General features: G+C 49.6%; 28 protein-coding genes and 1 pseudogene. 14 read left to right on the plus strand and 15 right to left on the minus strand.

Features of this window, described 5'->3' with window-relative positions:
• Positions 1-10 precede the first annotated feature (10 nt).
• Both gstA and ACX8ZY_RS21865 read left to right on the plus strand, forming a co-directional pair.
• A complete protein-coding gene (gstA, locus tag ACX8ZY_RS21860; protein WP_158132211.1) occupies positions 11-616 on the plus strand; it encodes a glutathione transferase GstA in 606 nt (201 codons plus the stop codon).
• 168 nt (positions 617-784) lie between these two features.
• Positions 785-1,522 carry an alpha/beta hydrolase gene (locus ACX8ZY_RS21865; RefSeq protein WP_158132210.1) on the plus strand — a complete coding sequence of 246 codons (738 nt, stop codon included), beginning with the start codon at positions 785-787 and terminating at the stop codon, positions 1,520-1,522.
• Here ACX8ZY_RS21865 and ACX8ZY_RS21870 read toward each other — a convergent pair whose 3' ends face one another.
• Positions 1,523-1,834, minus strand: a complete 312-nt coding sequence (locus tag ACX8ZY_RS21870) for a cupin domain-containing protein (RefSeq protein ID WP_010259799.1) — start codon at positions 1,832-1,834, stop codon at positions 1,523-1,525.
• 435 nt (positions 1,835-2,269) lie between these two features.
• Here ACX8ZY_RS21870 and ACX8ZY_RS21875 point away from each other — a divergent pair, with 435 nt between their 5' ends.
• Positions 2,270-3,091 carry a DUF4225 domain-containing protein gene (locus ACX8ZY_RS21875; RefSeq protein ID WP_421665430.1) on the plus strand — a complete coding sequence of 274 codons (822 nt, stop codon included), beginning with the start codon at positions 2,270-2,272 and terminating at the stop codon, positions 3,089-3,091.
• Here the strand turns inward: ACX8ZY_RS21875 and ACX8ZY_RS21880 are convergent.
• A complete protein-coding gene (locus ACX8ZY_RS21880) occupies positions 3,063-3,392 on the minus strand; it encodes a hypothetical protein (protein ID WP_022624631.1) in 330 nt (109 codons plus the stop codon). The genes ACX8ZY_RS21875 and ACX8ZY_RS21880 overlap by 29 nt on opposite strands.
• 631 nt (positions 3,393-4,023) lie before the next feature.
• Here ACX8ZY_RS21880 and ACX8ZY_RS21885 point away from each other — a divergent pair.
• Positions 4,024-4,707 carry a hypothetical protein gene (locus ACX8ZY_RS21885; protein ID WP_158149981.1) on the plus strand — a complete coding sequence of 228 codons (684 nt, stop codon included), beginning with the start codon at positions 4,024-4,026 and terminating at the stop codon, positions 4,705-4,707.
• A 340-nt stretch (positions 4,708-5,047) separates the two neighbouring features.
• Positions 5,048-5,668, plus strand: coding sequence for a protein phosphatase CheZ (locus ACX8ZY_RS21890; RefSeq protein WP_010259809.1), 621 nt, complete (start codon positions 5,048-5,050; stop codon positions 5,666-5,668).
• 152 nt (positions 5,669-5,820) lie between these two features.
• On the opposite strand, the gene ACX8ZY_RS21895 is transcribed toward ACX8ZY_RS21890, so the two are convergent.
• Together ACX8ZY_RS21895 and ACX8ZY_RS21900 are read right to left on the minus strand one after the other, a co-directional pair.
• A complete protein-coding gene (locus tag ACX8ZY_RS21895; RefSeq protein ID WP_182504906.1) occupies positions 5,821-6,261 on the minus strand; it encodes a GNAT family N-acetyltransferase in 441 nt (146 codons plus the stop codon).
• Between the two features lie 208 nt (positions 6,262-6,469).
• Positions 6,470-7,462, minus strand: coding sequence for a threonine ammonia-lyase (locus ACX8ZY_RS21900; protein ID WP_185964202.1), 993 nt, complete (start codon positions 7,460-7,462; stop codon positions 6,470-6,472).
• A gap of 51 nt (positions 7,463-7,513) precedes the next feature.
• Between ACX8ZY_RS21900 and ACX8ZY_RS21905 the strand changes: the two genes are divergently transcribed.
• Complete coding sequence (locus ACX8ZY_RS21905; protein ID WP_033768664.1) at positions 7,514-7,861, plus strand: ArsR/SmtB family transcription factor; 348 nt, start codon at positions 7,514-7,516, stop codon at positions 7,859-7,861.
• Positions 7,862-8,267: 406 nt separating this feature from the next.
• Here the strand turns inward: ACX8ZY_RS21905 and ACX8ZY_RS21910 are convergent, their stop codons facing one another.
• The gene (locus tag ACX8ZY_RS21910) at positions 8,268-8,993 is read right to left on the minus strand and encodes an SDR family NAD(P)-dependent oxidoreductase (protein WP_158132207.1); all 726 of its coding nucleotides are present in this window, start codon (positions 8,991-8,993) and stop codon (positions 8,268-8,270) included.
• Between the two features lie 118 nt (positions 8,994-9,111).
• On the opposite strand from ACX8ZY_RS21910, the gene ACX8ZY_RS21915 reads away from it, so the two are divergent.
• Together ACX8ZY_RS21915 and ACX8ZY_RS21920 are read left to right on the plus strand one after the other, a co-directional pair.
• On the plus strand, positions 9,112-10,014 hold the full coding sequence (locus ACX8ZY_RS21915; protein WP_158132206.1) for a LysR family transcriptional regulator: 903 nt from the start codon (positions 9,112-9,114) through the stop codon (positions 10,012-10,014).
• Positions 10,015-10,262: 248 nt separating this feature from the next.
• The gene (locus ACX8ZY_RS21920; RefSeq protein ID WP_033761045.1) at positions 10,263-10,715 is read left to right on the plus strand and encodes an acyltransferase; all 453 of its coding nucleotides are present in this window, start codon (positions 10,263-10,265) and stop codon (positions 10,713-10,715) included.
• Between the two features lie 119 nt (positions 10,716-10,834).
• Here the strand turns inward: ACX8ZY_RS21920 and ACX8ZY_RS21925 are convergent, their stop codons facing one another.
• Positions 10,835-11,323: a DinB family protein gene (locus ACX8ZY_RS21925; RefSeq protein ID WP_033761040.1), complete on the minus strand. Its 489-nt coding sequence runs from the start codon at positions 11,321-11,323 to the stop codon at positions 10,835-10,837.
• A 235-nt stretch (positions 11,324-11,558) separates the two neighbouring features.
• Here ACX8ZY_RS21925 and ACX8ZY_RS21930 point away from each other — a divergent pair, with 235 nt between their 5' ends.
• Positions 11,559-11,768: a DUF6434 domain-containing protein gene (locus tag ACX8ZY_RS21930; RefSeq protein WP_158132205.1), complete on the plus strand. Its 210-nt coding sequence runs from the start codon at positions 11,559-11,561 to the stop codon at positions 11,766-11,768.
• A gap of 144 nt (positions 11,769-11,912) precedes the next feature.
• Positions 11,913-12,830, plus strand: coding sequence for an arginase family protein (locus tag ACX8ZY_RS21935; RefSeq protein ID WP_158132204.1), 918 nt, complete (start codon positions 11,913-11,915; stop codon positions 12,828-12,830).
• 140 nt (positions 12,831-12,970) lie between these two features.
• Here the strand turns inward: ACX8ZY_RS21935 and ACX8ZY_RS21940 are convergent, their stop codons facing one another.
• Entirely contained in the window at positions 12,971-13,567 is a 597-nt protein-coding gene (locus ACX8ZY_RS21940) for a glutathione S-transferase family protein (RefSeq protein ID WP_158149983.1), read from the minus strand.
• 178 nt (positions 13,568-13,745) lie between these two features.
• Between ACX8ZY_RS21940 and ACX8ZY_RS21945 the strand changes: the two genes are divergently transcribed.
• On the plus strand, positions 13,746-14,204 hold the full coding sequence (locus tag ACX8ZY_RS21945; protein WP_073970613.1) for a GNAT family N-acetyltransferase: 459 nt from the start codon (positions 13,746-13,748) through the stop codon (positions 14,202-14,204).
• Between the two features lie 81 nt (positions 14,205-14,285).
• Here the strand turns inward: ACX8ZY_RS21945 and ACX8ZY_RS21950 are convergent, their stop codons facing one another.
• Both ACX8ZY_RS21950 and ACX8ZY_RS21955 read right to left on the minus strand, forming a co-directional pair.
• Positions 14,286-14,702: a GNAT family N-acetyltransferase gene (locus ACX8ZY_RS21950; protein ID WP_033786822.1), complete on the minus strand. Its 417-nt coding sequence runs from the start codon at positions 14,700-14,702 to the stop codon at positions 14,286-14,288.
• Positions 14,703-14,929: 227 nt separating this feature from the next.
• Complete coding sequence (locus ACX8ZY_RS21955; protein WP_459261270.1) at positions 14,930-15,856, minus strand: hypothetical protein; 927 nt, start codon at positions 15,854-15,856, stop codon at positions 14,930-14,932.
• A 253-nt stretch (positions 15,857-16,109) separates the two neighbouring features.
• Between ACX8ZY_RS21955 and ACX8ZY_RS21960 the strand changes: the two genes are divergently transcribed.
• The 3 genes and pseudogenes from ACX8ZY_RS21960 (at position 16,110) to ACX8ZY_RS21970 (ending at position 18,315) form a co-directional block, all read left to right on the plus strand.
• Positions 16,110-16,478, plus strand: a complete 369-nt coding sequence (locus ACX8ZY_RS21960) for a nuclear transport factor 2 family protein (RefSeq protein ID WP_459261272.1) — start codon at positions 16,110-16,112, stop codon at positions 16,476-16,478.
• A gap of 31 nt (positions 16,479-16,509) precedes the next feature.
• Entirely contained in the window at positions 16,510-17,013 is a 504-nt protein-coding gene (locus tag ACX8ZY_RS21965) for a GrpB family protein (RefSeq protein WP_033760036.1), read from the plus strand.
• 142 nt (positions 17,014-17,155) lie between these two features.
• A pseudogene (locus ACX8ZY_RS21970) lies at positions 17,156-18,315 on the plus strand (IS30 family transposase).
• 41 nt (positions 18,316-18,356) lie between these two features.
• On the opposite strand, the gene ACX8ZY_RS21975 reads toward ACX8ZY_RS21970, so the two are convergent.
• From ACX8ZY_RS21975 to ACX8ZY_RS22000, 6 genes are all read right to left on the minus strand, one after another.
• A complete protein-coding gene (locus ACX8ZY_RS21975; protein ID WP_029519298.1) occupies positions 18,357-18,959 on the minus strand; it encodes a LysE family translocator in 603 nt (200 codons plus the stop codon).
• Between the two features lie 336 nt (positions 18,960-19,295).
• Positions 19,296-20,270 carry an ABC transporter ATP-binding protein gene (locus ACX8ZY_RS21980; RefSeq protein ID WP_033773706.1) on the minus strand — a complete coding sequence of 325 codons (975 nt, stop codon included), beginning with the start codon at positions 20,268-20,270 and terminating at the stop codon, positions 19,296-19,298.
• A complete protein-coding gene (locus tag ACX8ZY_RS21985) occupies positions 20,267-21,247 on the minus strand; it encodes an ABC transporter ATP-binding protein (RefSeq protein WP_163800064.1) in 981 nt (326 codons plus the stop codon). The genes ACX8ZY_RS21980 and ACX8ZY_RS21985 overlap by 4 nt, the downstream gene beginning before the upstream one ends.
• Positions 21,244-22,191, minus strand: a complete 948-nt coding sequence (gene opp4C / locus ACX8ZY_RS21990) for an oligopeptide ABC transporter permease (protein ID WP_033780026.1) — start codon at positions 22,189-22,191, stop codon at positions 21,244-21,246. The genes ACX8ZY_RS21985 and opp4C overlap by 4 nt, the downstream gene beginning before the upstream one ends.
• On the minus strand, positions 22,191-23,150 hold the full coding sequence (locus ACX8ZY_RS21995) for an ABC transporter permease (protein WP_033760938.1): 960 nt from the start codon (positions 23,148-23,150) through the stop codon (positions 22,191-22,193). The genes opp4C and ACX8ZY_RS21995 overlap by 1 nt, the downstream gene beginning before the upstream one ends.
• Before the next feature lie 44 nt (positions 23,151-23,194).
• Positions 23,195-24,820, minus strand: coding sequence for an ABC transporter substrate-binding protein (locus ACX8ZY_RS22000; protein WP_371742425.1), 1,626 nt, complete (start codon positions 24,818-24,820; stop codon positions 23,195-23,197).
• Positions 24,821-25,147 lie beyond the last annotated feature (327 nt).

A 25,147-nucleotide genomic window follows, 5' to 3' on the forward strand; every position in this document is an offset into this window, starting at 1 on the left:
CGGAGAAGACATGAAACTTTATTACGCCCCGGATACCTGTTCGCTGTCACCCCATATCGTGCTGCGTGAACTCGCACTGGAGTTTGAGTTGGTTAAAGTGGATAACAGGAGCAAGCTCACCTCTGACGGACGCGACTTTCGCCTTATCAACCCCAAGGGCTATGTTGCTGCACTGGAACTGGACGACGGGCAGATACTGACTGAAGGGCCGGCGATTGTGCAGTACCTCGCCGACCTGAGGCCGGAAACCGGGCTGGCACCGCCAGCAGGCAGCTGGGCGCGTGTTCAACTGCAGGAGTGGCTGAACTTCATTACCAGTGAAATCCACGCGGGTTCCGCTCTGTTATTTAACCAGGCACTGCCCGACGCTGTCCTGTCACTGTTTCGTGAAAAGCTCTTCCGGCGGTTCGACTTTCTGCAGGATACGCTCGCCGAAAAAGCGTTTCTGATGGGGCCATCATTCAGCGTTGCTGACGCCTACCTTTTCACCGTACTGGGCTGGTGTAAGTTCTTCAGCATTGAACTGGATCGCTGGCCTGCGCTGGTGGCATACAGAGCAAATATCAGTGCGCGCCCTGCTGTACAGGCGGCATTATGGGCAGAGGCGACGCAATAAGCGCGGACAGATTGGTGGCCTGATGCCAGAGTATGAATAACCGATCCTTGATCTGCTGCTGGCGCCTTGCGTAACGGTAGTCTGGAGCCAGAAGCAGACGGAAATTTATCGTTTCACCGGGAACGGGTTAGTATCTCCAGACTGACCTTTTAGCGGGGAGTCGGCTTTATGATTAACAATACCAGGGCGGAAACCTCTGTCATCAGGCATGCCGACAGGAATTTTGACGTCACGTTATTGAAGGTGAATGAGGCCAGCCAGTGTATCCTTTTTGCAGCAGGTGCTGGCGGAAGTCCATTGCGTCATCTTGAGCTTCTGCAGACCTTTAGCCGCAATGGTATTTCAGTGGTAGCGCCCCATTTCGAACGGTTAACCTCTTCCACGCCCTCAAAGGCTGACTTACTGGAACGCAGCCAAAGGCTGGCCCTCGCCCGCGATGCGTTTTGTCAACATTATGCCTCGATTACCGGCGTCGGGCACTCACTCGGCACCGTGATTCTGTTGATGCACGCCGGGGCGAAGGCCTGGACTCGCACCGGAGAGAAGGTGACATATGCAGGCAGACAGGATTTGAATCAACTGGTGCTGTTAGCGCCACCTGCGGATTTTTTCAGAGCACCCTCGGCCCTCGCCTCCGTGAAAGTGCCTGTCAGGATCTGGACTGGCGAGCAGGACACCCTGACACCGCCATCGCAAGCGCTGTTCATCAAAGAAGAATTAGATATTCGAACTGAGACAAAACTTTGCGTGGTTAAAGATGCCGGGCATTTCACCTTCATGAACATCCTGCCGCCGCATATCACTGACACCCACCCATCACGCGACGCCTTTCTTATCAATCTGGGAGAAGAGATTGCCCGTTTTGTCACTGGCTGGATGGCTCAGCCAGATAATGAATCACCTTAATTAAACCGATCCCTCTTTTTCAATCACCAGCACGCGGGCGACGCCCTGTGGACGCGCAATATGTTCTGTCCCTTCACTGGCATAAAAAATATCACCAGCGTTGAGTACCCGGCTTTTAACTTCGCCCTGCTCTTTATATTGCATTTCAACGCATCCATCCATGACAGCAAAAACCTCCTGACCATCGTTGATGTGCCACTTATAAGGCTGATCGGTCCAGTGAAGTTTCACGCTGACATTATCGAAGCTGGCAATATGCTGTGAGTCCCAGGCCTTCGAACCGGTAAATTCCTTACTGCAATAAAAATTCATTTTAGCTCTCTCAACAGGAGTGATTTAACGCCATCGACATCATCAATATCAGAGAGAGTTGATCGATTCTATACGTCAGGCATCTGTTGTCCTGATCTGTCCTCTGGTTGTCCGTTTAGGGGCAGAGCGGGGTTGTGACAATCAGTATGACCTGCCCTCTTTTACTGACTTAGCCAGACAGGCGCGACATGCTGATAAAGCGTAACGCGGCCGATGCGCTGGCGATCTCAATTGCATGAGTTTCGCTTTGGGTCGGTTTTCGCTGTCATGCGAATGGCCTCTGTATAAGTGTGAGAGCCACGATCATTTGAAATAAATCCTGATAGTTCATCCTCTAACGTGTTATCCGAAGCAACATATTTTCAACTGTAACGACGGTTTACACCTGTAAATAATGGGGTATTATCGGCGATATTATGTACAGGGAGAAGATAAATGGATGTAGCATTGATCGAAATGATGCGCTCAGGCAGAAGTAAAAACTGGGCTGAAAAAATGATTAACCTTGAGGCCAGAAAGCTGATTAATACAGCTAATCATGTGTCCTCAGTCCATCTTTCGAATGGCATGACTCAGGTGAAGTTTGTTCAGGAGATCAGAGATCTGGTTGAGCAGCAGTTTGCGTCTGCCCGACGTGCAAAATCAGAAGAAGAATGCATAGCCTGTATTAAAAATCTGAGGGAAGAAACGGAAAACCTTCAGAAGCAGGACAGAATGCTGCGCATGAAAACGGCGAAACTCTATGCCAAAGTGGAGTTCGTCAGGGAAAATAATAAAATTGTCGGGTATGTCATTTCGGCTGTAAATGTAGTTTTGTCGGGGGCTGAAATAGCTGCTGGCCTGACCCTTATAGGAACTATGACACCATTGGGCGTTCTGGCCGGTGCAGTTTTAGTTACTGATGGTGCGAACGGCAGAAGCAAAGAAATTGCGCACTATGTAATGGATAACAAACAGTCTGAAGGATTGGTTGCTGATGCCGCTATGTCCACTGCTGCATTCATGGGGTTCAGCCCTGATAGCGGGCTGGGAATCTATAAATCAATCTCGCTTGTTGCAAATGCCTATAGCGTATTCGGTCTGTTCAGACGCCCTGGAACCTGGCGTCTGTTCAGATATTTGCCCGCGGATTATTTCAGGAAAGTCAGCACTATGAGCCGTCCAAAACTCACAATGAATATAGTCGGTTATGGTGTTAAAGCTAAGGTCATATTTGACCTTATGTATGTCACTGATGCTGCTCTGAATGAGCCGTGATTCTGCGATAGCGCCATGACTTGTATGCAAGCTTTGCTGGGGCTAAATACCATATAAAAGGCAATACAATCGCAAGTGTGGCCGCCAGCGTGATGCTGGTATCTACGGATGCCAGCATCAGCGTAAGAGCAAGTATGATAAAGGCAATAATAGTAATCCACTTCGAGGCGTTAAAGCGGTTAGCAAGATCATGGATCATGGAATCCAGTGAGCCACCATAATTAGCCATATTGTTTTTCAGTTTTAGTAGATCTGCATGACTAAAGCCGGATTCCAGTAGTGCTTTTTCACTCACTTTCATAGATTTTCATCCTTAAAAATTACCTGAATAGCTTAAGCAAGTTTACCTGAAAACGGCACTAAAAAACCCGTGAAGCGCAGGCTTTCTGTCGCGTGATACGTGTAAACGTCCATTATCCACAGAGCGGGTGGTTAGCTGGGATCAGCATGATGTACCAGTGCGCTTTTCCTGATCTATCAGATAGTGCCCCTTGTGGATGTAATCCTGACCGCGAAACAGCTGCGGCTAATCGGGATTTCCAGATACTGTTGGCATTTACTGAGGGATTGCCAACTCATCAGCCAGCCCTGACCCGTCATCCTGACCATGAATAACCATGTAATACAATCGTTTAAATCTGGTCGCTAACTGGTCATCAGTGGCCACTGTACGGGTAGACTGCGTTCGCCATCTCCTGTGAACTGGACGAATCGACGCAACGCTATCCTTAAAGATGTGCGAGACGTTGAACATATGGTGATATGTTTGCGGTCAGCAAAGGGGATATGCCTGATAAGTTATGGGCAGTAATAACAACTCACTTCTCAAATCCTTATTATCCCTTAAAAATTAATCGAATAGCCTAAAATACCAGACAGAAATACTATTAATGACGAATCGCCTCTGTTCATACCAATGCCAAAGGTCTGTAATGAAATCGATAAATCTGGAAAGCTTGTATCGCTCTGCCAACGAGAACACCCTCTCCATCTGGTCGGAAAATGCAGGAGTTGGGGCTGTTAAAGAGGGGAACTACTACGATCCTGTAAGGCTGGCTCTTGCAGCGGGCATTCAGCCGCCGGTGACCTTTGATGTCTCACGTCTTATTTGTGAATTACAGCAGCTCACAAAGGATGATCCCCTTGCCGATATTCTGCCCATACAGGGTTTCCATTTTACCTTCCTGCCCCTGACTCTGCCGCTCTATAACGATAACGAGTCATTGCCCGAAAAAATCGATGAATTGACGAATATCTGGAGCGAATTTGATGCGATAAAAATTGTTATCAGAGATCTGCGGTTAGTTGCATTGCCCAGTCAGTTATTGCTTGCGGGGATCCCTGATAGTTCGGCAATAGCCATGCGCCACTCATTCTGCGAAAAAGTTCTGGATTCGCACTGGAAAAATGAGTTGCTGATGCGTCATAACGGCAGCCCATTACCGGCACCCTTCTGGCATAGCACTATCCTGCGCTACGGCGCTGACTTTTTACCTGCACCAGTACGTGAGTTTATTTTTGAACGTCAGACCATTAATTTTGGGGATGTAGATGGAGAATTAAAACTGGCGAGGGTTAACTACAACTGGACAAAATGTTATCCGTTGGCGGATTAATTAAGACGAAGTAATTACATGATAAATAAGATGTCTTAGTTTCCACTGCCTGCCCTCGCGTAAACGTTTCAGAAGTGGGTAATACGCCCCTTTTTTCGCTCATAACAGTCATTAACCCGCACACATTCCGCTCTATACCTGACTCCCCCCTCCGGCTGAAAAAACAGGGCCTGCGCGCAACACTTTCTGCCTTTTACAACCCTGATGTCGTTAGCTCTATGGTGTCTCATTCACATCATGTCACTTTTTACACCAGTAAAAACCTCAGGAAATTTAAAAAACCGCCGCGAGCTGCCGATAACCTCAGGTATCGAAACTCTGTACGCAGGAAACAACATCCATGTCACCATCCGACACCCATAGTAAGCATCAGGAAATTGGCGAAATTACGGCGCGTGCTGGCTTCATCCTGCGGCAGCTTCGCGACAGTCTGCAACAGTTGGGGCTTGATAAAACCATCGCCGATGTGGCGGGAAGCATCCCTAACGCCCGTGAAAGGCTGGGTTATGTCGTCACAATGACCCGCGAAGCAGCAGAGGGCGTAATCAACAGCGTGGAAATCACGCAGCCTCTGCAAACCGATCTGGGAGAAAAAGCGGAGAAACTCTCGCAACGCTGGGATGCCACTTCCGGTACGCTGTCAGACAAAGAACAGACCCAGGCATTAGCGGCAGATACCGTTGCCTTGCTGAATGATGTCCCCCGCGTCACGGGTCTGACGCAACAGCAGTTACACGCGATTATGATGTCACAGGGCTTCCAGGACCTCACAGGACAGATTGTGCAGGCTATGATGGCCGTGCTGAATCAGGCTGAGCAGCAGCTGATACAGGTCATCCGCGATAATACCGGCTCACACAGCACCGCCGAGCGCACTGCGCCGTCTAAACCTTCCTCCGCACCAGAGACTCCTGCCAGTCAGGATGATGTGGACGACCTGCTGGCCAGTCTGGGAATGTAAGCCGACGTAATAAAATCGCTCTGAGAACGGACGATTAATGATTAAAGCGTTTTCGCCAGGCCACCCAATCGGTCTTGCTGACAGCAAAGATGTTATTTTGGCTAAACGTCCGCTTTGTGCCAGAGGCAGACGTTTATGAAAATGGCAGTGGATTACACGCTGCGATGCTTCTCCAGTTTGATATCGGTATCGTTAATCTCTTTTTTATTACCCCAGCCGAGCTGCATGTAAAATTTCGCCGCGCGACTATTTTTATCGGTTTCCAGCCAGGCAATCTCATGATGTTTGAATAATTCCTGCTCGGCGAGAAAAACCAGCCTGCGACCTATCCCCTGGCCTTCATATTCCGGGAGAACAAAGGCCGCAAAAAGACAGCCTTCATCCGGTAAAATCATTGAAAAGCCGACTATTTTTTCGCTTTCAGCCGCAACCCAGGCGCATAAATTCTTTTCAATCATATCGGCCACGACGCTTTCGGTGATCCCCAGCTGACGCATTTCTTCACGACTCAAATAATTCTCGAGCACTGAGGTTCTGACTTCGAAAATACTGTCAACATCAGAAGCCCGGGCTGTTCTTATATTTATATTCATTAGTCTTACTCCTTGTATGACAAAAATATTTCTTGATGATGATGCCTGACATTCCCTTAAACGAACCATAGAATCTTGAGCAAAAAGGCTGTTAAACGGCAGGCCGTCAAAGGCGGCACTACCTCAAAGCCTGCGTAATGAATGAAGCCATTATGATAAGAACGTTGTGCAATATGAGCTCAGCCGACCTTAACTCCGCTCTGTTTCTTCATAGTGACGCCTCATTAACTAATTTGAGATAGCGGGAACCCGATATGTTTCTACCGCTCACCACACAGACAACTTTACGCCCGCTCAGTTCTTTTGCATAACGGATGGCTGCCGCAACTGCGGGTACGCCTGAAGGCTCTACAACATGGCTGTGCAGATTAAGCATTAACAGCATCGCTGCTTTAATTTCGGCTTCTGAAACCAGAAGAACACGATCGACGCGATCGCGTATGAGTGGCCAGGTCATCGCTTCAGGCTCTATATAGCCACTTATGCCTTCGGCGATTGACGACGATATTTCCACTGGGATCGCCTCACCAGCTTCTTTCCAGCGCGCAAACGTCGGGCTTGCTTCACTCTGCACTGCCCACACTTCGGCTGCAGGGTTTATGCCCTTGATGGCTGTTGCGATACCGGAGGCCAGCCCGCCGCCGCCAATGTTCACGAGAATAACGTCAGCGTCTGGCCAGTCTTCCATGATTTCCAGACCGACGGTGCCGCCTCCGGCAATCATCTGCTGATTATTATAGGCCGAGACGAACGTTGCGCCGGACTGTTGCGCTGCGACAATGGCTTCCTGCCTTGCGTCTTCAATGTCGTCAAAAAACGTAACCTGCGCACCATAACTTTTCATTGCAGAAACCTTAATCGGGTCTGCTGAAAACGGTAAGAATATGGATACGGGTATGCCTGCCGCATGTCCCGCACAGGCAAGCCCTAAACCATGATTCCCTGCCGTCGGGGCGATGACGCCGGCACGTCGCTGGTCTGCATTAAGACTGGCAAGAACGTTTGCAGCACCTCTCAGCTTAAAGCTACCCGTATGCTGAAGATTTTCCATCTTAAGCCTGACCTCCGTCCCGACAAGAGCAGACAGCGAGTGGGAAGGCTCCAGTGGAGTTTTGCATACTGTTGATTTAATTCGCCCGGAAGCGGCATAAATATCTTTCAGCGTGACACTGTCTGTTAGCCTTTGTCTGTGGTTTGTCATAGTATGCCCCTAAAGTTATATAAGAAAATGACTATATAGGCGATTGACTATATGCACAACTCAAAGACATTAATGGCCGATATTTTTCGTGCCCTTGGTAATGAGCATCGGCTCGTGATTGTTGAATGGCTGTCCGATCCAGAGTCACATTTTCCGGTGCAGCAGGACGGCGATCTGGTTAAGGATGGTGTGTGTGTCGGATTTATCACCGAAAAAATTGGTCTGAGTCAGCCCACCGTGACAGGCCATCTGCAAATTCTTGCTAAGGCTGGGATTGTGACATCGAAACGTATCAAGAACTGGGTGTTCTATAAACTTGATCGACAACGGATGGATGAAGCTACGGCAATGTTGTCTGGATATGGGAAGCTGGCGCCTGGTTCACATGAACAGCCATAATTGGGCAGTATGTGTATTTACAGGGCAGTAAATCCAGTGTGTGTGTGTATCTCGCTCCTGGCGTGCCCGCCTTTCAGATAAATTTATTCGGTCATCGTTATCTGTTGTCATCTTCTGTAAAACTGCCGTTTAACTTCAGAAACTACCCCGGCTGATGACCAGCCTGTAGGTTTGGGTCCGCTTTCGTTCAAAGCGGACCTTATGACCTAATTTTCTGTACGATCCGTGCCTGAGGCGGCCATTAATTACATTCAGATGCGCTAAGAAACATTGAGCCGCTTATTTTCCTTCAGGATGATTCGGACATATTTGAGAACCGACTGCGCACGACACGCCAGGCGTTCTGCCCACACCCGTCAACCAACCTGCCCCATCCAGGCAGGTGGAATGCTTTATTAGACGAGATTCACCAGGGTGCGCACTCTCCATCTAAAAAGAATCCTGCGGTGATTGTCTGGGATGCTTCAGCAGCGAGCCAGACGATCCCCCTGGCCGCCTGGGATACAGTCCGGTAACCGGTATGTCCGTTAAAATCGGTGGCCGTATATCCCGGGTCAACTGCGTTTACGCTGATGCCATACTCAGACAGTGAATTGGCAAATGCCACCGTAACGCCATTTAATGCCGTTTTTGAACTGGTATAGCCCAGTGCCGCTACCTGAGAGTAGGGATGCGCTTTGTCAGATACCCATTCCAGCGATCCCAACCCGCTGCTGACCATGATAATCCGGGGTTCCTCACCCAGTTTGAGCAGCGGCAGAAAAGCCTGCGTTACTCTGATGACGCCGAAAACGTTGGTGTTATACACCGTCATAATATCGCTGATGCTCTGCGACTCAGGCGCGATGGGCCAGGTTCCGGGAATACCCGCATTGTTGATCAGCACATCTAGTTTTCCATCTTCTGACTTTATCTGCCCGACGGCCGCATCAACACTTTGCTGGTCTGTCACGTCAATGATAGCCAGCCGCGCTTTAATGCCTTCCGACAGCAACCGGCTTACAGCATCCTGACCGCGCCCCCCATCGCGGCAACCCAGCCAGACATTAAATCCCAGTTTCCCCATCAGTCTGGCCGTTTCAAAACCAATACTTTTGTTTGCGCCGGTAATTAAAACCGTTCTCTTCTTCATGTTGTCGCCTCAGTGATTTATGCAGGTGTATCTGAGTTATAAATCTCTCAGAGCTGTTTGATAAGAGGCCGCAATACGAATACGCTGTTCGGAAAGGCGAACAGTAACGGAAGTTGAGATGGATGATTTCGCGATATTTCTTGCCGTCTTCAGGGGTCAGGGTTTCCGGGCCGCTGCTAAAACGTTAGGCCTGGCACCCTCAACGATCAGTGAGAGGATTACCGCGCTGGAAGTCAGTCTGGGCGTTCCGCTGTTTATCCGCACAACCCGCAGCGTAACGCCCACCGAAGCAGGCCGTATGCTGGCCGAGCGCATGGCACCTCTGCTGAGCGAAATGAGATCGGTGATGAATGACGTGGCAAGTTCTCAACGGGAGGTGCGCGGGCTACTCAGGCTGAACGTGACGGGTGCGGTGATGGTCGATATTCTTCCGCCCCTGCTTGAGCAATTTCTCGATCGCCATCCGTTGCTGCGGGTGGAGATTATGGTGGACGATCGCCTTGTTGATGCCACGGCGGAAGGCTGCGATGCAGGCATACGCTATGGCGAACATCTGGCCCGGGACAGTGTTGCCGTTCCTGTCGGCCCACGCCGCCAGCGTCTGGCTCTCGCGGCGGCACCCGACTACCTTGCTTCGCGCGGTCTCCCCGTTCACCCGACGGCATTGGCCGAACATCACTGCATCCGCCTTAAGTATTCCAGCGGCGCGCTGATACCCTGGGAATTTGAACGCAACGGAGAAACCGTCAGCGTCAACCCTGCTGGTCGCCTGACGATCGGTGTCAATGGCGCATCAGGCGCAATTGAGCTGGCAAAAAAGGGTCAGGGCATTATCGCCGTCTTTGAAAACTGGCTGCAGCCCTGCTTTACGACGGGTGAACTGCAGCCTGTGCTTCCGGAGTGGTGGCCCGAATTTGAAGGTCCCTGGCTCTACTTTCCCAGCCGCTTTATGTCAGCACCTCTGCGCGCTTTTGTGGATTTCCTGAAAGAGGTACAGTCAATGCCTGAACCGCTCGATTGAGTGCAGTAGCAGGCCCGCCAGTCGATATTGAGCTCGGCTAACAAGCTCACCTCTTTTTTGACAGGTTGTGGCAGGTTAAAACGCACTGGAGGCATGGGTCCGCGTTTCAGACCGCTTTGTGCCAGGAGCGGACATTGCGATCATCATAATGCGCGAATGAGTGAAAGCAGGTTAACTTGGGCACTTGGTGAAGTTCAAAACCTGCTCAAGCTTTTAGCCGAATCATCTCGAGGAAGGACACAGCTCATATGAAGGTTATTGAAAGTGGCATTCGTGACGTAAAACAAGGTGAAAATGTGAAAGTAATCACGCCGGTAAACATCTATGAGTGTGAACTGGGCGATGATGTTTTTGTAGGACCATTCGTAGAGATACAAAAGGGATGCGTTATAGGCGACAGAACCCGAGTACAGTCTCACACTTTTATCTGTGAGAACGTTACCTTGGGTAAGGACTGTTTTATAGGCCATGGCGTAACCTTTGCTAACGACCTGTTCAAGAATGGCGGTCCTGATGCTTCTGCAGAAAGCTGGATACATATCGTATTAGGCAACGCGGTAACCGTGGGGAGCGGAGCAACTATCTTAACAACGGACATTTGCAGTGGTGCGGTGATTGGTGCAGGTAGCGTGGTTACAAAGCCTGTGTTAATTAAAGGGGTGTATGCTGGCAATCCAGCCAGACTTTTGAGAGAGCTCTAAGCATTATCTCTGAAAATTTTTAGCCCAAACTTATCGCCATCGCAGGTCGTTAAGGTAGGCTTCTCGCCAAAGCGGCCCTCAAAGCCGCTGGATAGGTGATGGGCTGAAGAACTTACCTGTCAGTGATTATGATCCCTTAGAAAAACCGTCAGCACATCTTTCGGAGGAACACCTCCGCACTCTGAAATTAACCAGCCTATTGCCCCACGGTGGTAGGTTCCATGAAAAAGCATATGATTTAGCATGTCTATGGCTGTCATTTCTCCCTCTCCACCATCGACAAAACTGAACTTAATTGTTTCTCCTAAATCGGCCGGAGCCATTGAGCTGACGTGCTGAATATACCAGTTTGTACAGTCTTCCATTTTGACCTCAAGCTCATCTACAGAGGGTGTTTCAGGGGTATTCAGGGCAGTGTAACCATGCTGCCGTCCCGAAATATTTGCTCTGAAAATCATGTCTACCACATGAATATGGTTCATCAATCTTAGCATCAGATGACGCTTTTCTGCATAAGCAGATTCGCTGATAGCTTTAACTGCTTTTAGCGCTTCAGCATCAATCCAGCGCTTGAATTTCAAGAGTGTAACCAGTGTGTCCTTGTCCATGAATTTCTTCCTGATTTGCCAGTTTCAATAGCATATCAATTATGTAGGTCATGTAGCAGGGGTTCTAATTCAAAAAGTATAAGCATAAACAAGGTCCGCTCTTCGCTCTTAGCGGACACTACGTGATGCCGATGTCCGGTTTGTGCCAGAAGCGGACCTTGAGAAATTTCAGCTTCTCTGACTAAAGTGGAGTACTAATTTTTATTTAAAACCACTCATTACGGGAGCTGGAAAGATGGAAACCAATTGGCATAGCTCCTCACTAACACGTTCGACCATCATTGATAAAAATTACAAAAACACACAAAACGTTCGCCGTTTTATGGTCAAAGAGTGTGGGGAGAATTTCCGATTCAATCGTGAATTTATGATCTGGATAAGTAATGCTACCCCTAAGAATTTGGGTGATGTCGTAGATGAGTGGAAACGGCGATATAAACGTTAAAATATGGATGTCAGCCTCTCACTTATAGCGAACCTTGTGCGTTCTGGCACAGGTTAACACCTCGAATTTTATCTCGGCGACAAAGCTGTTTCGTAAGAAAGCTTAGTTTCTGTGGTACTCAACCCAGTTAAAATCAGGTTTTTTATGGAAAAAATAATTCTTGTCCCGTCTGGTCTTGGTCTCAACCCTCTTTATGAAGGGCACATACCGGGCACATTCCGTGCGCCAGCAGTTCTCATGCACCACGGACTCGATAAAATGTTTCCCTCTTGTAACTTTGTTACTGTTCCCTGCCCTGAATACAGTCCTGAATGTGAGCCAGGTACTGATATCCTGAACGGTCACAAGCTCAGACAACTTAATCTACGATTGGCTGATGAAGTAGAGGCGGCGCATCATCGCAACTTAAAGCCCGTTGTTATCGGAGGCGACTGCGCCATCCTGCCCGGAGCCTTGCTGGGCAGCAGGCGTCAGTTAGGGCAACTTGCACTTGTGCATATTGACGGCCACAGCGATTTCCGTCATCCCGGCAACTGGAAGCGAGAACCAGGAGCACGACCAGGCGCTGCGGCCGGAATGGATTTGGCACTCGTTACCGGTCGGGGAGAGCCATTACTGACTGCATGGCCCGGTATCGAAGGATCCCTGGTTCAGGATGACGCAGTGATTCAGCTGGGAGAGCGTGAGTCGCTCCTTGAAGATTATGAATGGCCTGACATTGTTGGCACTGATATCCGGCGTATAACTATTTTTGACGCGCTTAAGTTGCCTGATCATGATCTCATCAATGTGATATTCGAGCGGCTCAACCTTTTTCCTGAAATGCCCTACTGGATTCATCTTGATATGGATGTCCTAGACAGTTCTGAAATGTCTGCAGTTGATTGTCCCGGCAATCCCGGTTTGTCTTCTGAAACACTTGTAAATCTCTGTCGCGAACTTTTCAGAAATATGCGCTGCTGTGGCATCACAGTGACCATTTATGATCCTGATTTAGATCATGAAGGGACAGCAGCAAAGCTCATTTTGGACATGCTCAGTAGCATAACTAACGGTATCTGACCCAATTACAATCAATGCGATTACTACGTCCGTTTCTCGCTCATAGCGGACATTGCCTGATGCAGATGTCCGCTTTGTCCAAGAAGCGGACGTTGCGCTTTTTACTGCCGTGAATGCATCTCAATGATATTACAAACTTGTTAGAGATTATTCATTTCCTGAGCTTTCACGAATGCTGGTCGGCTCATGGCTCTGGCTATGTAGCTGTCAGTTTCTTTGCCAATTTCTAATCCGCATAGTTTTGCCCACAGCAACGAATGAGAGAGGAAAATGTCGGCCAGAGTAAAATTGTCCCCGGCGATCCACGTATGGGATGAATTGAAGCGGATCCGGGAGATGACCTCGGTTGCTTCGTCTCTAAGGGTATTCATTAAGTCAGTGGATCGTTGGTTTTCTGGAATGAATACATTTTGTCTCAGTAAACTCCAGACCGGCGCTTCTAAGTCGGTGAGACTAAAGCTCAACCACGCATTAACGGAGGCTTTTTCTTCTGGATTAGTGGGGTAAAGAGTACAATTTTGATGTTTTTCACACAGGTAAATACATATAGCTAAGGTTTCACTGATTGATATTTTTCCGTCAACCAAAAAAGGGATTTTTCCAAAAGGATGGGGTGATTTCACGTCAGAAGTTGGATTAAAAAGCTCTACTCTGATGTTATCGTAAGTTGCCCCAATTTCTTCAAGCGCCCACAGCACCCTAAGGGATCTGCTTTTTGGGTAGGTATAGATTTTCAACTCAAAACTCCTTTTTTTATGAGCAGTCCTTATAGAATAAGTGTTGAGTTAATGTCAAAAAGTCCGCTTTGAGCCAGAAGCGGAAGTTGCACATGCACTCTTATGTTAAATACTGAAAGCCGTCATAGATAGAACATTATGTTAGATTCAGTAGTTAAAACTGAATCGAGGATAGCGAATGTTCAGCATTTCAGAAGTAGATAAAAGTGATTCTGGCCTGCAGTGGCTGGTAAGCGAACTCGATGCCTTTCAGAACGTACTATATCCTGCAGAAAGTAATCACTGCCTGGATCTTCCAAAAGTTAATGATGAGCTGCTCCGGTGCATTATCGTACGTGATGAAGGTGGCTTACCTGCAGGTTGTGGTGCTTTGCTATTTCATGAAAATGGCTCAGCTGAGATTAAGCGGGTTTATATTCGACCGGAATATCGGCGTAGGAAGCTCGGAGAACAGATAGTCAGCGCAATCGAGACGATTGCTTCAGAAAAGAATTTGAGCCTATTGCAGCTTGAAACAGGGATTCACCAGCAAGCGGCTATAGCACTTTATCGTAGATGCGGTTATGAGATATGCAATTCATTCCCACCTTATGCAACAGATCCGTTGAGTGTTTTTATGTGCAAAAAACTTCCTTAACTTCATGTTTTTATGTTGCTAAAGGGTGTAGATGCAAAGTTATAATGTCCGCACCCCCACCTATGAACAGGCTATCTGGTTTTATCGGAGAGGCTTTTTCATTGAAGGTGATGTGTGAGCCACAAAGCCATTCCGTTCATAAAACGGTATCGCCTGCTGTCGGGCATCAAGGAACACGAAGTTCATATCCCTGCTTTCTGATTCAGTGGTGGCAAAATCCAGCAATTTTTTCCCTATCCCTGTGCTTCTTAAAGCCTCATCTACGATCAAATCATCAATATGGAGATGTGATCCTCTGGCCAGAGTATGAACGGGACGGAAACCCATCAAGCCAAGCATTTTTTCATTGCCAAATGCGCCAACAAGTTCATAACCGTTCAACGTCTGAATTCTGACGCTTTCGATAAATTTTTCTTTGGAAATGTTCCGTAGCTGTGAAATCAGACTGTAAGCATGATCCCATTCTAGCGGCAGTAACTTTCTGATTGAAATGTTCATAGTGCCTTCATTTCCATATAGGTTTCTGATTTTATAAGCTTATGAGCAATGATCCACAACAGTGAAGTTATGTTCAACCTATTGGAAACCTTCGGCTGTCAAAAGTGAAACGTCTGCTCTTTACTTAAAGCAGAACAAATTTTGATAATTTGATGCTGATCTTCCTCAAGAAAGGTGACCGGTTCACCTTTCTCTGTAGAAGACGTGAATAACCAAATGATAATTATCTACGCTTCTATCCGCCGTTCCGCGAGTGCATGCCTTGCTGCGTTTGATGCCCATCCATCGGACTGGTCATGATTTTCAATCTCTGCCTCTGCTATCGGCGTTACACGGATCAGCGGAACTGAACCGAAAGGCAAACCTTCAATCTGACGAGCATCACGGCTGAGAATGATGCGGGACATAGGTTTATAGTCGTCGGTATGAGAGCAAAACAGTATGGCTCTATATTTTTCAACATCGGCAGCGACCTGATAGCCGTCGGCAACGAGATCCCCCAAGCTAATTAACAAATGAGCCCAATCATCAATCTGCTGGCTGGTATTATCTGAAGCATCCAGCTCCATGAAAAGTTCGCATTTTACGCCGTTTTCCGGGTCTGAAATGCCGGCCCAGGGCGTCGAGAGACCATCGGTAGCCAGCGTTAATTTGGTGCTGCTTTTGGTACTGAGTACCCGGCGATGGGGCCCGAACCACTTCGTCTGGTTGTGTACGTTTGCGTCATTTCGTTCAGCAATAAAGCTATCTGACACGTCGCCATACCTTTTCCAGAATGCTCGCCTTGCGACAGGGGCAGCCTCATACATCGGACTCAGAGGACCGCGCGGCACTATTGTCTCATCGAAAATTGTGTCAACCGTAACGCGCCCGCGCATGAACGGTATTTTAGACTTAGTCCAGCGAACAATAACCTTATTAAAGGACTGTATCTGTAATGCTTCGAGTTTATCGACAACGTTGCAGACCCTCTGAAAAACATGGTCACCAGCAGTAACGTGACTCCCATCAGCATACATGTAACCTCCATATTGCGAGGAAACACCAGCCTGTTCCGTAATAAAGAACCATTCACCGTTCACAGCGCCAATGGGTGCCTTGTCTAATGCCGGGCGTAAGTCCCTTGCCGCATCAGAGTTTGAATATGCAGTCATGCCTGTCCCTTATCTTCATTCCTTATGTATCTTGCTTGTTTTACGCTTTTCCACACCTGAGCGTTGCTAAACTTACGGCCCGATAAGTTTAAAAATGATAAAGCGATTGTAGGGCGTTAGTCTAAAAAAGTTAAGAAGGCTCTTAGATAATTACCCCTTCAGTCAAGAAGGCAAAACCGCCAGAAGTGGAAGTAGCGCATGAACTGTTATGGTAAATTTGAACGTCCGGCTTAATCACTTGAGGATAAGCAGAATGCTTCTGGAGAAGCTCAGATTGCTTGAGTGCAGCCTTCACGGCGACAGGCGCAATGATCCGGAGTGGCTGGAACTGATTCTTCATCCTGAATTCCGTGAAATCACCCGGTCAGGTGTGACGGTCGACCGGTCAGAGACCATTGCGTCGCTGCTAAGTGAAAAGGCTGCACCTTATATTCTCAGCAGCGATTTCCGTCTTACGGAGATGGGCTGCGGTTACGCTCTGCTTAACTATCGGACGTTTTACGCTGATGGCAACCATCATGCATTACGTTCCTCTTGCTGGATTTGTGCGGATGAGGGCCAGTGGACTCTGTTTTTTCACCAGGGAACGCCGGCTGCAGGCAATGCCGGGGTTCAGGGTTAAGTTGCACACTTAGGACAGAGAGAATGTGTTTATGCGGAAGATTATTGTTGTGCCATACGTTGATAGATGGCCTGAGATGTTTGAAGCTGAAAGTTTACTGATAAAAACATTGCTCGGTGGAATGGCTAAGGATGTCCATCATATTGGAAGCACGTCAGTTCCTGGTCTCTCAGCAAAGCCTGTAATTGATATGCTACTTGAAGTTTCCGACATCAATGAACTGGATAAGTACCATTCAGCAATGGCCCACGCCGGGTATGTTGCTCGCGGTGAGAACGGGATTGCGGGGCGCAGATATTTCATTAAAGGTGGTGATCAGCGTAGTCATCAAGTCCATGCGTTTGCAGTCGGAGATATGCAGGTATTGAGACATCTTGCTTTCCGTGATTATCTTCGAAGAAACAAAGACATTGCAGAAGAGTATGCTGAGATAAAACACGCAGCTGTATTAGTCAGCAGGAACGATGCTCATCGCTATAGCGCCCTCAAAGCGAAATTTATAGAGCGTCATCAACAACTAGCGCTAGCTGTCTGAGAACGATTGAGATTGAGTTCGTTGCCGGGAGGGTATGTTCAATAACGATGAATTCACTGAGTAGTCATCAGTCAACGTCTGCTGTTCGCTGTGAGTTCAACGGGTCGATGCAACGCTATCCTTAATCAAGGGGGGCGTTTCCATGAAACGAAGAACTCGGATTAACTACACGCCAGAGCAGAAGGCGATTATCTGGGACAGATATAAGCAAGGTGATTCCCTGCATGATATCGCCAGAATGTTCGACAGATATCATTCTTCTATTATGCCCACTATCCACCAGACTGGTGGATACCGCCCCCCTGTCCGAAAGCGGCATCCGTTAGCGCTTTCACTTGATGAAAGAGAGGAAATATCCAGAGCGCTGGTAGCAAAATCAGCATCAGGGCGATCGCAAACAAACTATCGAGAGCCCCCTCAACGATTAGCCGGGAGATAAAGAGGCACGGTGGTGCAAATCAATACCGTGCATCAAAAGCGGATACTGCTGCGTGGGAAAATGCTCTGAGACCAAAACCTTGCAAGCTAATTGAAAGACCCACACTGTGTAAAATCATCGCAGAGAAGATGCATCAGGATTGGTCGCCGGAACAAATCGCCGGTTGGCTGAAACGCTGTTATCCGGATAATCAGGAAATGCATGTGTCACACGAAACGATATATAAAACGCTTTTTATACAAACCCGGGGTGCATTAAAAAAAGAACTGCAGCAATGCCTCAGAAGCGGAAGAGTCGTGCGTAGATCCAGAACATCATCGCTTAAAGGGAAAGGATTAGGGTCAATCCGGGATACGATCTCTATCAGTGAAAGACCACCTGAAGCCGCTGACAGAGCCATACCCGGTCACTGGGAAGGTGACCTGATCCAGGGCTCTAAAAACTCCTATATCGTCACCCTCGTAGAACGTCATTCCCGTTTTGTTATGCTGGCCAGGATCAGGGACAACAAGACCATAACGGTTATATCTGCACTTATCAAACAAGCCCGGGAATTACCTGCTGAGATTTATAAAACATTAACATGGGACCGGGGCGCTGAAATGACCAGCCACACCCGGTTTACTGTAGCCACAGATATCCAGGTTTACTTCTGCGATCCTCAATCCCCCTAGCAACGCGGCTCCAATGAAAATACAAACAGATTGCTTAGGCAGTATTTTCCAAAAGGAACTGACTTATCGGTTCACAGCCAGCAAAGACTAGACAGTGTTGCCAGGCAGCTCAACGAGAGGCCAAGAAAAACGCTAGACTATGAATCACCCGCAGAGCGTTTTAACCAATGTGTTGCATCTATCAGTTGAACTCACAGCCAGAAGCGGACATTTTTGCTAAAGGTGATGAGTTACTGGGTCAGGCTGTGCAGAGTAAAAGCAATGAGCAACACCCCGCCGGCAATGTTGACGTATTTTTTGAGCATTAATGGATTTGTTTTTTTTACTGAAAATATAAGTGTTTGACTGACAGCGAAAAGCCAAACGCTCATGACCACGACATGTACTGTTGCCAATGTCAGATAGTTGTAGACGCCTCCCTGTATCCCTGCGAACTGCGAAACGACTGTCAGATAAAAAATGATGGCTTTAGGATTCAAAATATTAGCTATCCAGGCCTCTCTTAAAGTCACCGAATGTTTCGTAACAGCAAGCCCGCTGGCATTTGACCTTATCCCGCTGCGGATGAGCATTGCTCCTAACCAGAGCAGATAGGCGGTTCCGAAAACTTTCAACACCGCAAAAGTTGCTGGAGACGAGATGATCACAGCGGTTATACCTAGCCCTATGAGAACCGCATGTGTGTATATACCCAAGGCTGTTCCGGCAAGCGTTCTGAATAGTCCTTTGTAACCGCCAGCCAGAGCTCCATTCATAACAAGAGTGAAGCTTGCTCCGGGGGACAGTGCAACAGGGAGTAGTGCTGGCATAAAGCCATAAAGGTTTATTTCCATAGGTTTTGGATATTAATTGATGCTCTACTTGATTTCCATTAAGGCGCTTCGCCAGAAAGTGATATTTAAAGCAATTGGAATATATAAATCTTTGCCAAAAAAGGTCCGCTGTTCGCTCATAGCGGTCATCCGCCCTTTTCAGCAGGCAGTTTTGTACCAGAAGCGGAACTTGCTTACATTGCTATGTCAGTTTGCTGGGAGCAGGTCAGATAGGTTTTTATGACCTTTTCAGACAGGGTCGTATCAAGATTAATTTCTGATACTGACAGGCGTGGTTTTTTACATCATTGAACGTCAGACTCCATCAACCAGGGAGGATGAATCCTCTCTTTTTTATTACGTCAGCTGCACCCAGTGGCACGCCACCTGATGGCCGGGGCGCATTTCGCGAAGTTCCGGAATTTCTGTGCGGCAGCGTACTGTTGCCTGCGGGCAGCGAGAAGAGAAGCGACAGCCAGAGGGCGGGCGCGAAGGATCCGGAATTTCCCCCTGCACCACCGGCACGGATAAGCTTCCAGGGGCAAGCGTCGGCACCGCCGCTAGCAGCGCCTGGGTGTAGGGGTGAAGCGGCTGGCTGAACAGCGCATCGCGGCTGGCAGTTTCCACCAGTTTCCCCAGATACATAACTGCCACGTCATCACACAAATGCTCCACGACACCGAGATCGTGAGAGATGAACAGGAAGGTGACGCCATGGTCATCACGCAAATCGGAAAACAGGTTAATGATTTGCGCCTGAATAGAGACATCCAGCGCCGAGATGGGTTCGTCGGCAATAATAAAATCCGGGTTGAGAATCAGCGCTCTGGCGATGCCGATACGCTGGCGCTGGCCGCCGGAAAACTCATGGGGAAAGCGATTGTAATGCTGCGGCGCCAGTCCACAGATTTTCATTACCTCCAGCACTTTGTCGCGCAGTTCTTCTTTGCTGCACAGCGTGTGTTCCAGCATTGCTTCCCCAATTGCATCACCTATTCGAATGCGTGGATTCAGCGAGCTGTAAGGATCCTGAAATACCAACTGGATTTTCGGGCGCAGCGCGCGCATCTGTTTCGGCGTCAGATCCTGCAACTCCTGACCACGATACTTCACGCTACCTGCCGTTTTGTCATAAAGCCCCAGCAGCGTGCGTCCTACGGTGGTTTTACCGCTACCGGATTCGCCCACCAGGCCAAAAATAGTGCCAGGTCGAATGTTAAAACTGACGCCGTCCACAGCGCGTAGCTGTCCTGTTTCCTGACCAAAAAGCCCGTCGCGTAGCGAGAAATGCTTTTTCAACTCGTCCACTTCAATAACATATTGCTGGCTCATGCGATCGGCTCCGCTAACTCACTGTGAATACATGCGGCTTGCCGCGTATGCCCGATCAGCGGCGGAATGACCGCGTGGCACTGCGCGGTTCTGCGTTCGCAGCGATCATAGAACGCGCAGTACGGCGGCAGTTCGGCCAGGTCAGGCACCTGTCCGGGAATGGAGTAGAGGCGGCGTCGGCGCTCGCCCGAAACAGGGCGCGATGCGATAAGCCCTTTGGTATAAGGGTGCAGTGGGTTGTGTAGCACATCGGCAGTCGGGCCTTGCTCAACGATGCGTCCGGCGTACATCACCACGACATGTTCCGCCATCTGCGCGATAACCCCCAAATCGTGAGTGATCAGCATCAGCGCCATCTGCTGCGCCCGCGCCTGGTCGCGCAGTAAGCGCAGGATTTGCGCCTGCACGGTGACATCCAGCGCCGTGGTTGGCTCGTCGGCAATCAGCAGCTTCGGCTGGCAGCTTAACGCCATGGCAATCATGATGCGCTGCAACATGCCGCCGGAAAGCTGATGCGGATAGCAACCCATCAGACTCTCCGCACGCCCGAGTCCGACATCGGTGATCATTTGCGTGGCGTGCGTCCAGGCCGCTTTTGGTGTTTCGCCGCGATGGCGTATCAGCGGTTCACAAAGCTGCTCGCCAATGGTCAGCACCGGATTGAGCGCTGTCATCGGCTCCTGAAAGATCATCGCTAATTGATTACCACGCAGATCGGCCATTTTCGACGGCTTCAGAGCAAGCAGATCGGTGCCCTCAAAGCGGATTTCTCCGCCGTCGATACGCGCAACCTGCGGCGGTAACAGTCCCATCAGCGACATGGCGGTAACGCTTTTGCCGCAGCCAGATTCACCAACAACGCCAATGGTTTGCCCTGCCTGAATGGTAAAGGAGACATCCTGTACAGCGCGCACACGCCCCTGCTCGCTGGCGAAGGAGATGGATAAGTTATTAAAGGTAATTAGCGGCTCGCTCATTTCAGGCTCCGTTTCATCTTCGGATCCAGCGCATCGCGCAGGCCATCGCCCAGCACATTAATGGCGATGACGGTCAGAAAAATTGCAATGCCCGGCGGCATCCACAGCCATGGGCGACGCTGAAAGTCGATCAGGCTGTTGGCCGCGTCCATCATATTGCCCCATGAGGGCGTTGGCGGTACGACGCCAAGGCCGAGGTAGCTAAGCGCGGATTCCATCAGGATGGCGTTGGCCACCGCCATGGTCGCCATCACCACCAGAATGGGTATGGTGTTCGGCAACAGATGACCGAACAGGCGGCGGCGCGAAGAGAGGCCCAGGACCTGCGTCGCCAGCATAAAATCACGTTCGCGCAGTGACAGGATTTGCCCGCGCACCAGCCGCGCCAGCTTCGGCCACTCCAGCAAGCTAAGCATCACTACTACCATGTAGATGCGCGAATCAGACGAAAAATCCAGCTCAGACAACATCGCTCCGGCAACAATCAGCAGCGGCAGGCTGGGGATCGTCATCACCAGATCCGCCATGCGCATAATCAGTTTGTCCGTCCAGCCGCCGGCATAGCCGGATACCGCACCCAGCAGGTAGCCCAGAGCCACCGAAAGTAGCATGGTCATCAGGCCAATAATCAGCGAGATACGACCGGCAAGCAGCAGGCGGGTATAAATATCGCGGCCAAGAAAATCGGTGCCCAGCCAGTGTTCTGCGCCAGGCGGTTTGTTGATCATCAGCGCATCGGTGGCGTCATCTTTCCACGGCGACCACACCGGGCCCAGCACGCACCAGATGGTCATGATTACCAGCAGAACCAGGCACAGCATCGACAGATGATTGTGGCGCAGCGCTTTCCACGCCTGGTGCCACGGAGAAGGTGTGGCCTGCGCCATCGCCGGAATTACCGCCTTGCGTAAGCGGCGATTCGTAGAGAAAAGGGAACCGAACATCACGACCTCACGCGAATGCGCGGGTCGGCCCACGCGTACAATATATCGGCAATCAGGTTGCCCACAATGGTTAATACCGCAAGAAACAGGGTGAACCCCATCAGCACCGGATAATCGCGGGCGGCCAGAGAATCAATATGAATATGCCCTGCGCCCGGCCAGTTAAACACCTTTTCGGTGATGATCGCGCCGGAAAACAACCCCGGCAGCTCAAAACCTAACAGGGTGATGATTGGCAGCAACGCATTGCGCAGCGCGTGTTTAAGGATCACTGTGCGTTCGCGCAGCCCTTTAGCACGCGCGGTGCGGATAAAATCCATCTTCACTACGTCAAGCATGCTGGCACGGAAATAGCGCGTCAGGCTGCCCGCCTGCAACATCACCAGCGCCATGACCGGTAACACCAGATGCGCCGCAACCTGCATCACCCACACCCAGCCGTTATCGTCGCTGCCGGTGTTGGTCATGCCGCCCACTGGCAACCAGTGCAGATCGACTGCGAACCACTTAATAAGCAACAGGCAGAGAAAGAAGGTTGGGAAAGACATGGCAGCAAACACCGACACGCTCACCAGATGATCGAACAGCGAATTGGGTTTCAGCGCCGAGGCAATGCCCACCGCAAGCCCGATGCTCCAGTAAAACACCAGCGCAACGCTTGCCAGCAGGAACGAGTTCCAGATGTACTGGTTAAGTAGCTGACTCACCGGAATTTGGTATTGCAGCGAGAACCCCAAATCGCCGCGCAGCAACTGGCCGAGCCAATGCAGATAGCGGGTAAGGATCGGTTGATCGAGTCCATAAATAGCTTTCAGTTCGGCGGCGCGGGCAGCGGTGAGGGTAATGTTACCGTCGATAAAGTCGCCTGGCGTTTTCGCGAAAAGCATAAAAATAATCAGTGATGCGAGCAGCAGCATTGGCAGGGTTTGCAGCAGTCGCCTGAGGATAAAATTTCGCATAGCTTTCTCATGACAACTGCAGGGAGACCCGGCAGTTGTTACTGTTATTTAATGATTTTCACATCCGGCAGGCTACCGGTCAGCCCGTTGTAGATATCTGGTTTAAAGCCGGTGACGCGGGCACTACTGGCCGATAAAATCTCGCGGTTACCCAGCAGAATCACCGGCGGATCGTCCGCCAGCACTTTATACAGCTGGTGATAAATTGGTTTGCGTTTTTCCACATCCAGCACAGCATTACCTTCGTTGATCAGCTTATCAACCTGCGGATTGTTATAGCCGGACTCTTTCGCCTCCGTGCTGTAGTAATCCCACACGCCATCATGTGGATCGTTGAGTGTGCTGGTGCTGAAAGAGGCCAGGTCATAGTTACCGGCTTTACGCTGTGCCATGAGGGCGTTGAAATCCACCACCTGCGGCTTCAACAGCACGCCAATCTGCTGCCAGTTCTCTTTGGCGATGGGGATCAGCGCATCATTCAGCACTTTCTTGCTCACCAGCAGCGTCAACTCCAGACGTTTACCGTCCTTCACGCGGATTCCATCAGGCCCCGGTTTCCAGCCCGCTTCATCAAGAAGTTTCTTCGCCTGTGCCGGGTCAAATTTGTATGGATTCACGCCATCTGTGTTATACGCCCATGAAATCGGGGCAATAGGTTCAATAGCCACTTTTCCATAGCCCTGATAAACCACATCAATCAACTTCTGGCGGTCGAGACCATAAATCAGCGCCTGTCGCACTTTCACGTCCTGCAACGCCGGGCGACGTACGTTGAATTCCACTTTGCTGTAGTCACTGGAGCCAAACAGGTTGATATTGGCGAAGCCCAGCATTTTCAGTTGTTCGATATCATCAGGGCGAGAAGTAAACGAGTCGTAATCGGTTTCGCCGGTCTGGAACAACTGGAAGTTAGTGGACGGGTTGGTTACGCGGTAGATAAAGCGCGGCGTCGGTGGTGTGCCACGGTAAAAATGGGTATTGGCGTGGAAACGAATCTCCTGGCCCGGAATATATTTGTCATAGACATACGGTCCGTTGCCCAGCGGTTTACCGTGCAACATGCGCAGATAGTCGAGATTGCCGCGCTGATACCCTTTCCCATAATACGCTTTCGACAACACCGGGCCGCCAATTTTCGCCAGCGTTGTCGCGCCAGGCTGCCCGGTGGTGACCTGTAATGTCAGCGGGTCGATCACTTTCAGGCCACTGACGCTATCAGCTTTTCCGGCTTTATACTCCGCGCCGCCCACAATGTTGGCGAGGGTGATGTCAGTATCGCCATCATATTTCGGGTCATGCAGCACGGTCAGGGTAAACGCCACATCTTCGGCGGTGAGGGGCGAGCCGTCGCTGAAAGTCAGGTGTGGGCGCAGCTTAATGGTGTAGACATTGTTATCCTGACTAACGCTCCAGCTTTCGGCCAGGCCTGGCACCAGCTTGCCGTGGCTATCCCAGTCAATCAGACGTGAGAAAATCACGTTGGTGACGTTTTCGTCCCAGCCGTTAACAAAGAAATAAGGGTTAAAAATACCCTGCGGTTCAGAGATACCAGCCACCACCGTGTCTTTACGCAGCTTAGCCACTGCCGGAATCTGGCTGGCATCGGTGGCTGGTGTAATGCCCTCTTTTAAGGGTAAATCGGCGAAAGAGGCTGAAGAGAAAGCCACCATACTGCTGAGTAACGCGATTTTAAGCGCCAGAGTAAAACGCGTGGGTTTTGTTTTTATGCTTTTCAGTAGGATGGACAAAACGGCTCCCTCATCAAATGTTTGTGTGGAATTTACAAATCATGACGAAAGATAAAAGCCGCACCGCACCCTGTCTAACAACGAAACAATCTGGCTTATAGCAAATTATCATTAGTAGATTTATGAGAAAGCAATGCTTAATTTTATCTAAAGAAGATGAGACATTACGCGGGGCAGTCGAAGAGTTCTGATATCGTAAGGGGTTTGACAATCAATAATGTGAAAAACCACGCCAGTCAGTATCAGAAA

This window comes from Pantoea sp. XAF26B01_ASV70 (genome assembly GCF_054512635.1).